This window comes from Methyloceanibacter sp. (assembly GCF_050999895.1).
Classification (GTDB): Bacteria; Pseudomonadota; Alphaproteobacteria; order Rhizobiales; family Methyloligellaceae; genus Methyloceanibacter.
On record NZ_JBPCOU010000020.1, the window covers coordinates 1 to 6,401 of the forward strand.

5 protein-coding genes are annotated in these 6,401 nt (G+C 64.8%); 3 read left to right on the plus strand and 2 right to left on the minus strand.

The window, feature by feature from the left end; translation table 11 throughout:
• The 3 genes from nadA to nadC all read left to right on the plus strand — a co-directional run.
• Positions 1-205: quinolinate synthase NadA (gene nadA, locus ACR2J1_RS01875; protein ID WP_434017656.1), on the plus strand; the 205-nt coding region annotated here is incomplete at its 5' end.
• A gap of 36 nt (positions 206-241) precedes the next feature.
• Positions 242-1,867: an L-aspartate oxidase gene (locus ACR2J1_RS01880; RefSeq protein WP_434017660.1), complete on the plus strand. Its 1,626-nt coding sequence runs from the start codon at positions 242-244 to the stop codon at positions 1,865-1,867.
• Entirely contained in the window at positions 1,864-2,727 is an 864-nt protein-coding gene (gene nadC / locus ACR2J1_RS01885) for a carboxylating nicotinate-nucleotide diphosphorylase (RefSeq protein ID WP_434017657.1), read from the plus strand. The genes ACR2J1_RS01880 and nadC overlap by 4 nt, the downstream gene beginning before the upstream one ends.
• On the opposite strand, the gene ACR2J1_RS01890 is transcribed toward nadC, so the two are convergent.
• Both ACR2J1_RS01890 and ppdK read right to left on the minus strand, forming a co-directional pair.
• The gene (locus tag ACR2J1_RS01890) at positions 2,678-3,835 is read right to left on the minus strand and encodes a cell wall hydrolase (RefSeq protein WP_434017658.1); all 1,158 of its coding nucleotides are present in this window, start codon (positions 3,833-3,835) and stop codon (positions 2,678-2,680) included. The two genes, nadC and ACR2J1_RS01890, sit on opposite strands and share 50 nt — an antisense overlap.
• A 280-nt stretch (positions 3,836-4,115) precedes the next feature.
• On the minus strand, positions 4,116-6,401 hold a 2,286-nt coding region (gene ppdK / locus ACR2J1_RS01895), incomplete at its 5' end, for a pyruvate, phosphate dikinase (protein ID WP_434017659.1).

Here is a 6,401-nt window from a genome sequence, read left to right on the forward strand (position 1 = left end):
GTGCTCCATGAGCGACAACGTCGCGGTGGAGGCGCCGAACGTGCAGTTCGTGCGGCCCTGCAATCTTTGCCCGCATATGAAGCGCATCACCTTGCCAAAAATTCTGGACTCGCTCGTCTTCCTCAAAGAGGAGGTGACGATTCCGCCGGAGGTCGCCGAGCGGGCGCGCGCCGCCGTCGAGCGCATGATCAATCTCAATCACTGACCACGGACGCCGAGCGGCGGACATTGGGTGAACATCATGATCGAAGCTCCGAAAGCAGTACGCCGCCCCGTGAGCGACGGCATCGTCATTGTCGGCGCCGGCCTCGCCGGGCTGTTCACCGCGCTCAAGCTCGCGCCGCTGCCCGTCACCGTGGTGTCGGCCGCTCGTTTCGGCGAAGGCGGTTCGAGCTTTTGGGCGCAAGCGGGAATCGCCGCGGCCATCGCCGAAGGCGATACCCCGGAAGCTCATGCCGCCGACACCATTGTCGCGGGCGCGGGTATCGTCGATGAGAAGATCGCGTTCCTGATGGCGCGCGAGGCCCGCGAGCGCATCCAGGATCTGCTCGCCTACGGCGTGCCATTCGACCGTGACCTCGAAGGACATCTGAGCCTTGCGCGCGAGGCTGCGCATGGGCGCAACCGCATTCTTCACGTCAAGGGCGACACCGCCGGCAGCGCCATCATGGCGGCGCTGATCGATGCCGTCCGGCGCACGCCGTCGATCGAGGTGCTGGAGGGCTTCGCGGCACGCGATCTTATCGTGGACGATGGGCGCGTTGCCGGTGTGGAGCTGGAGGCCGTGGCGGCAAACATCTTCGGAATGCGTCTCAGCCTTCCCGCCAGCGCGGTCGTTCTCGCAACCGGCGGTGCCGGACAGATCTATGCCATCACCACCAACCCGCGCGCCGCGCGCGGCGAAGGTATCGCCATCGCCGCCCGAGCCGGCGCCATCATAGCGGACGCGGAGTTCATGCAGTTTCATCCGACCGCCATCAATATCGGCCGCGACCCCGCGCCACTCGCGACCGAGGCGCTGCGCGGCGAAGGCGCGACCCTCATCAACGGGCGCGGCGAACGCTTCATGCGCGCGTTGCACGACGATGCCGAGCTTGCGCCGCGCGACATCGTGGCGCGCGCGGTCTATCGCGAGGTCACGAGCGGGCGTGGCGCGTTTCTCAACTGCCGGCATCTCGGTGCCAACCTTGCCGCTCACTTTCCAACCGTCTCGGCAATCTGCCGCGAGGCCGGAATCGATCCCATGAAAGAGGCGATCCCCATCGCGCCAGCCGCCCACTACGACATGGGCGGCATTCTCACCGACGCGGAGGGGCGGAGCTCAGTCGACGGGTTGTGGGCCTGCGGCGAGGTGGCCTCGACCGGGGCGCACGGCGCGAACCGGCTCGCCTCGAATTCGCTGCTGGAGGCCGTGGTGTTCGGCGCACGCGTCGCTGCCAATATCGCCGGAACGCTGCCCACACCGCTGCGGCAGCCGCTCCGACGCGCCGCCGGGCCCGTGCGCGTGACATCCAAGCAGAGCGCGCGCGCCCTTCAGACGCTGCGGACCACCATGGCGGCCGAAGTCGGCGTCATTCGCGACGCCCAATCCTTGACCGCGGCGCTCGCGACCATCGGCGCCCTCGAAGCCGAGGCCGGCGGCGACCGGTCCCTCGCCAACATGCTGACGACGGCAAAACTCGTCACCGCCGCCGCTCTCAACCGGCGGGAAAGCCGCGGCGCGCATTTCCGCAGCGACTACCCGCAGGCGAGCGACGCCCTCGCCCGGCGCAGCTTCCTGCGGCTCGCGGACGCTGACGCCATCGCTCGCGAAGCCATTGATATGCGCCGGTCGGCGGCACCGCGCCTCGCGCTCGTACATGCATGACGGACGACGCCGTTAGGCTGGAGCTGCCTTCCCCGCTGGTGAAAGAGGCCGTTGCCGTAGCCCTCGCCGAGGACCTTGGCACCGCTGGCGACATTACCACAGACGCCATCGTACCGCCCGACGCGAGGGGCAAGGCCGAGATCGTGATGCGCGAGGCGGGCGTGGTCGCAGGCCTGCCGCTGGCGGACGCGGCCTTTCGGGCTCTCGATCCCGATGTCAGCTTCGTCGCACGGGTCGCGGACGGAACAAAGATCGACGCCGGCACGGCCGTTGCGCAGATTGAGGCTACAACGCGTGCGATCCTCACCGGCGAAAGGACCGTGCTCAATTTCATCGGCCGCTTGAGCGGCATCGCAACCCTCACCGCCAAATATGCCGCCGCTGTCGAGGGGACCCGGACCCGCATAGCCTGCACACGCAAGACGACGCCCGGTTTGCGCGCTCTGGAGAAATATGCCGTGCGGGCGGGCGGTGGGCTCAATCACCGTTTCGGCCTCTATGACGCGGTGCTGGTGAAGGACAATCACATCGCCGCTGCCGGTGGAATGCGACAGGCACTAGAGGGCTTGCGCGCGCGCGTCGGGCATATGGTCAAGGTCGAGGTTGAGGTGGATACGCTGCAGCAGCTGCAAGAGGCGCTGCTTTATCCCATCGATGCCGTGCTGCTCGACAATATGGACATCGCCAGCCTGAAGGAGGCGGTGGCTCTGGCGGACGGCCGCGTCATAACGGAGGCGTCCGGCGGGGTAACATTAGAGACTGTGAGGGAAATCGCGGAAACCGGCGTCGACCTTATCTCGGTCGGAGCGCTTACTCACTCGCCGAGAAACCTAGACTCATCGCTGGAGTGGGTGAGCTAGTGGTGTCGGCGACAGTGGAGACGAGTGAGATCGCAGATCCGACCAGGCCGCTCGAGGCCTGTTGAGCGTCGGCAGTCACCGGGCTCGCCGTCGCCGAGGCCTGCACGACGTAGGGCGCCTCGTTGCGCTTCTTGTAGAAGACGTGGCGGCCGATGGAATCGATCTTGTTCATCTTCCTGGCCCAGCCCGGTCGCACATAATCAGCATGGTAGAACGTGGAATAGCCGACCTCGGGAAGCCATTCCTGGCCGGAGGTGATTTGGCGTGAAAGCTCCTGCGCGAGTTCCCACTGCGTGTTGTTTTTCGGCGTGTCCGTATGACCGTCGCAGGCGAAAGAGAACTGACAGCCCCTCTGCATCTGCCCTTGATAGACGACACCGCAGATGGTTTCGGGGAAGAGCGGACTGCGCACGCGATTCATGATCACCTGACCGACCGCGATCTGACCGTGTACCGGCTCACCGCGTGCCTCGAAATAGATCGCTGTCGACAGGCAGCGGCGCTCGCGCTCCTCGAACTCCGCCTGGCTCTCGCCTTGATAGCGGAAGTTCAGAGCCTTCGGCGTCGGACGATATGCGACTGATTCGGGCTTTGGCCGCGGCATGGCGTCATTCCAGGTCGATTCGTAATCCATGGCGTCGGAATTGAGCGGTGACGACATGAACAACGCGGCGGAGAGCCCCTCCTCGATCGGCCCCTTAAGCGCGGCCTCGCTGATGGTCGGCTTCAGGCGGTCGCCCTTGCGGTCGCGGCTGACCATGCCGCCGCCAAACAGAGCCGCCACCGTCGCATTGGTGCCCATCACGCTCGCAGCGATGCGCTGCTTGCCGGCGTAAGTCGTTGTCATCACGACGAGGTATTGATCGGCGCGGGGACCTTTGCCGCCGGCGCTGAAGAGCTGGGCTGCCGCTTGCGGGAGGGCTTGTGATTCGGCGCCGGCTTTGGGCAGCGTGCGCTCATAGGCCGAGCCCTTGCCGGCGAGATAGAGCTCGATTTCAAAAGCAATGGGATTGCCTGGAACGGCGGCGACGTAACCCAATCCAATCAACGGAAGCGGTACAAACGCAGCTAAAGCGTGCCACACCCGCGAAGGTAAGCGTCGGCGCATGGTCCCTCCATGGGTAGGTCCCCTACCCATTCTTGGAAGTCCGTCCTACGCGCCGGACGGCCCTCCATTCTCCACGTTTACGCCATGGTACGCAGGCGCACGCGGAGGTCGTTCCCCGTCAGGGACTCAGGCAAAAAGGTGGGAAATGCGCAGTTTTATCTCAGTCCCCCACCGGATCACGCCCGGATACCCCCGTTTTAGTTGCCCTCAGGTTGCACGACAATTTGGGGCAAATTGTGGTAAACGCCGTAAACGATCGCTTGCCTTTAACGAGACAAGGCTAACGAAGTCTTTCCGCTCGTCCTAAAACTGCCTGAGCCGCGGCGAGCCGCGCGACGGGCACCCGGTAGGGCGAGCAGGACACGTAGTCGAGGCCGATTTCTTCGCAGAAAATAATGGTTTCCGGGTCGCCGCCATGCTCGCCGCAGATGCCGACCTTAAGGCCTGGCTTTGCCTCGCGCCCCCGCGTGGCGCCGATGCGCATCAGTTCGCCCACAGCGGGGTCCAACGTGACGAAGGGGTCGTAATGAATGATGCCCTTATCCGCGTACTCGCCGAGGAAGCGGCCGGCGTCATCGCGGCTGAGGCCGAAAGTCGTTTGGGTCAAGTCGTTGGTACCAAAGGAAAAAAACTCCGCGCTTTGGCCGATCTCGCCCGCCATGAGACAGGCGCGGGGAAGCTCGACCATGGTGCCGACCGAGTAGGTCAGCCGCGTACCGCGCTCTTTCTCCACCGCGCGGGCGATGGCATCGATATGGGCCTTGATCAGGTCGAGCTCGGCCTTGTCGGCGACCAGGGGCACCATGATCTCGGGCGTGACGCGGTCGTGCAGCGCTTCGCTTGCCTCGATCGAGGCCTCGAAGATGGCGCGAGCCTGCATCTCGGCGATCTCAGGAAAGCTCACCAGCAGCCGCGCGCCGCGATGGCCGAGCATCGGGTTGAATTCGCTCAGGGCGGCGATACGGCGCTTCAGCCGCGACACGCTCACGCCTATGTCGGCGGCAACCTCGCCGATGGCGTCCGGGGTGTGCGGCAAGAACTCATGCAGCGGCGGATCGAGCAGGCGGATCGTCACGGGAAGCCCCGCCATGATCTCGAACAGCTCTACGAAGTCTTGGCGCTGAGCGGGAAGCAGCTTAGCGAGCGCCTTCTGCCGCCCCTCGCTATCCTCGGCGAGGATCATCTCGCGCATGGCGAGGATGCGGCCCTCCTCGAAGAACATGTGCTCGGTGCGGCAAAGCCCGATGCCCTCGGCGCCGAAGGCCCGCGCCTGGCGTGCGTCATCGGGCGTGTCGGCATTGGCGCGCACACCCATGCGCCGGAAGGCGTCGCTCCAGCCCATCAGGGTGACGAAATCTTCCGATAGCTCCGCTTCGCGCATCGGTACGCGGCCTTTGATGATCTGGCCGCTGGAACCGTCGATGGTGACGATGTCGCCCTTATGGAGAAGAACGTCGCCTGCGCGCAGCGTCTCGCGCTCGAGATCGATCTGAATGGCGGTCGCGCCGCAAACGCATGGGCGTCCCATGCCGCGCGCCACCACCGCCGCATGGCTCGTCATGCCGCCGCGCGTGGTGAGAATACCGACTGCGGCATGCATGCCTTGCACGTCCTCCGGCGATGTCTCGATGCGCGCGAGAATCACGGTATGACCTTGCGCCTTGAGATGCACCGCTTCGTCGGCGTCGAAGACAAGTTCACCAGACGCAGCGCCCGGCGATGCGGCAAGGCCCTTGCCGATGACCGTGCGCTCTGCTTTCGGATCGATGGTCGGGTGCAGCAGCTGATCGACCTGGCCTGCGTTGATGCGCGCGACTGCTTCCTCGCGCGCGATCAGCCCATCGCGGGCCATGTCGATGGAGATCTTCAACGCTGCTTGCGTGGTGCGTTTGCCGCTGCGCGATTGCAGGATCCAGAGTTTGCCCTCTTGAATCGTGAATTCGATGTCCTGCGTGTCGCGGAAATGCGCTTCGAGCCTTGCACACACCGCTCTCAGCTCGGCAAAGACCTCCGGCATCAACGCCTCGAGCGACGGCCTGCTGTCTCCGGACGCGCTCCGCGCATGCTCGGTGAGGGATTGCGGCGTGCGCAGGCCAGCCACGACGTCCTCACCCTGAGCATTGACCAGGAACTCGCCATAGAGCTCATTGACGCCGGTCGAAGGATTGCGAGTGAAGATGACGCCGGTCGCGCTGTGATCGCCGCGATTGCCGAACACCATCGCTTGAATGGTGACGGCCGTACCCCAATCGTCGGGAATGTCGTGCAGGCGGCGGTAAGCGATGGCGCGGGCATTCTGCCAGGAGCCGAACACCGCGGAGATCGCACCCCAAAGCTGATCGTGCAGATCCTGCGGGAAGGGCTCGCCGAGTTCGGTCGCGACCAGAATCTTGAAGCGACCGATGACTTCGAGCCACTGATCCGCGTCAAGATCCGTGTCGAGCTCCAAGCCATTGAGACCTTTGAAATTCTCCAGGATCTCCTCGAAGAGATCATGGTCGAGGCCGAGCACAACGTCGGCATACATCTGGATGAAGCGGCGATAGGTGTCGTAGGCGAAGCGGCG

Excerpts from the sequence above, each read along its gene's own strand:
- ACR2J1_RS01880 (WP_434017660.1), top strand. The coding sequence starts at position 242 with ATGATCGAAGCTCCGAAAGCAGTACGCCGCCCCGTGAGCGACGGCATC.
- nadC (WP_434017657.1), top strand. The coding sequence starts at position 1,864 with ATGACGGACGACGCCGTTAGGCTGGAGCTGCCTTCCCCGCTGGTGAAA.
- ACR2J1_RS01890 (WP_434017658.1), bottom strand. The coding sequence starts at position 3,835 with ATGCGCCGACGCTTACCTTCGCGGGTGTGGCACGCTTTAGCTGCGTTT.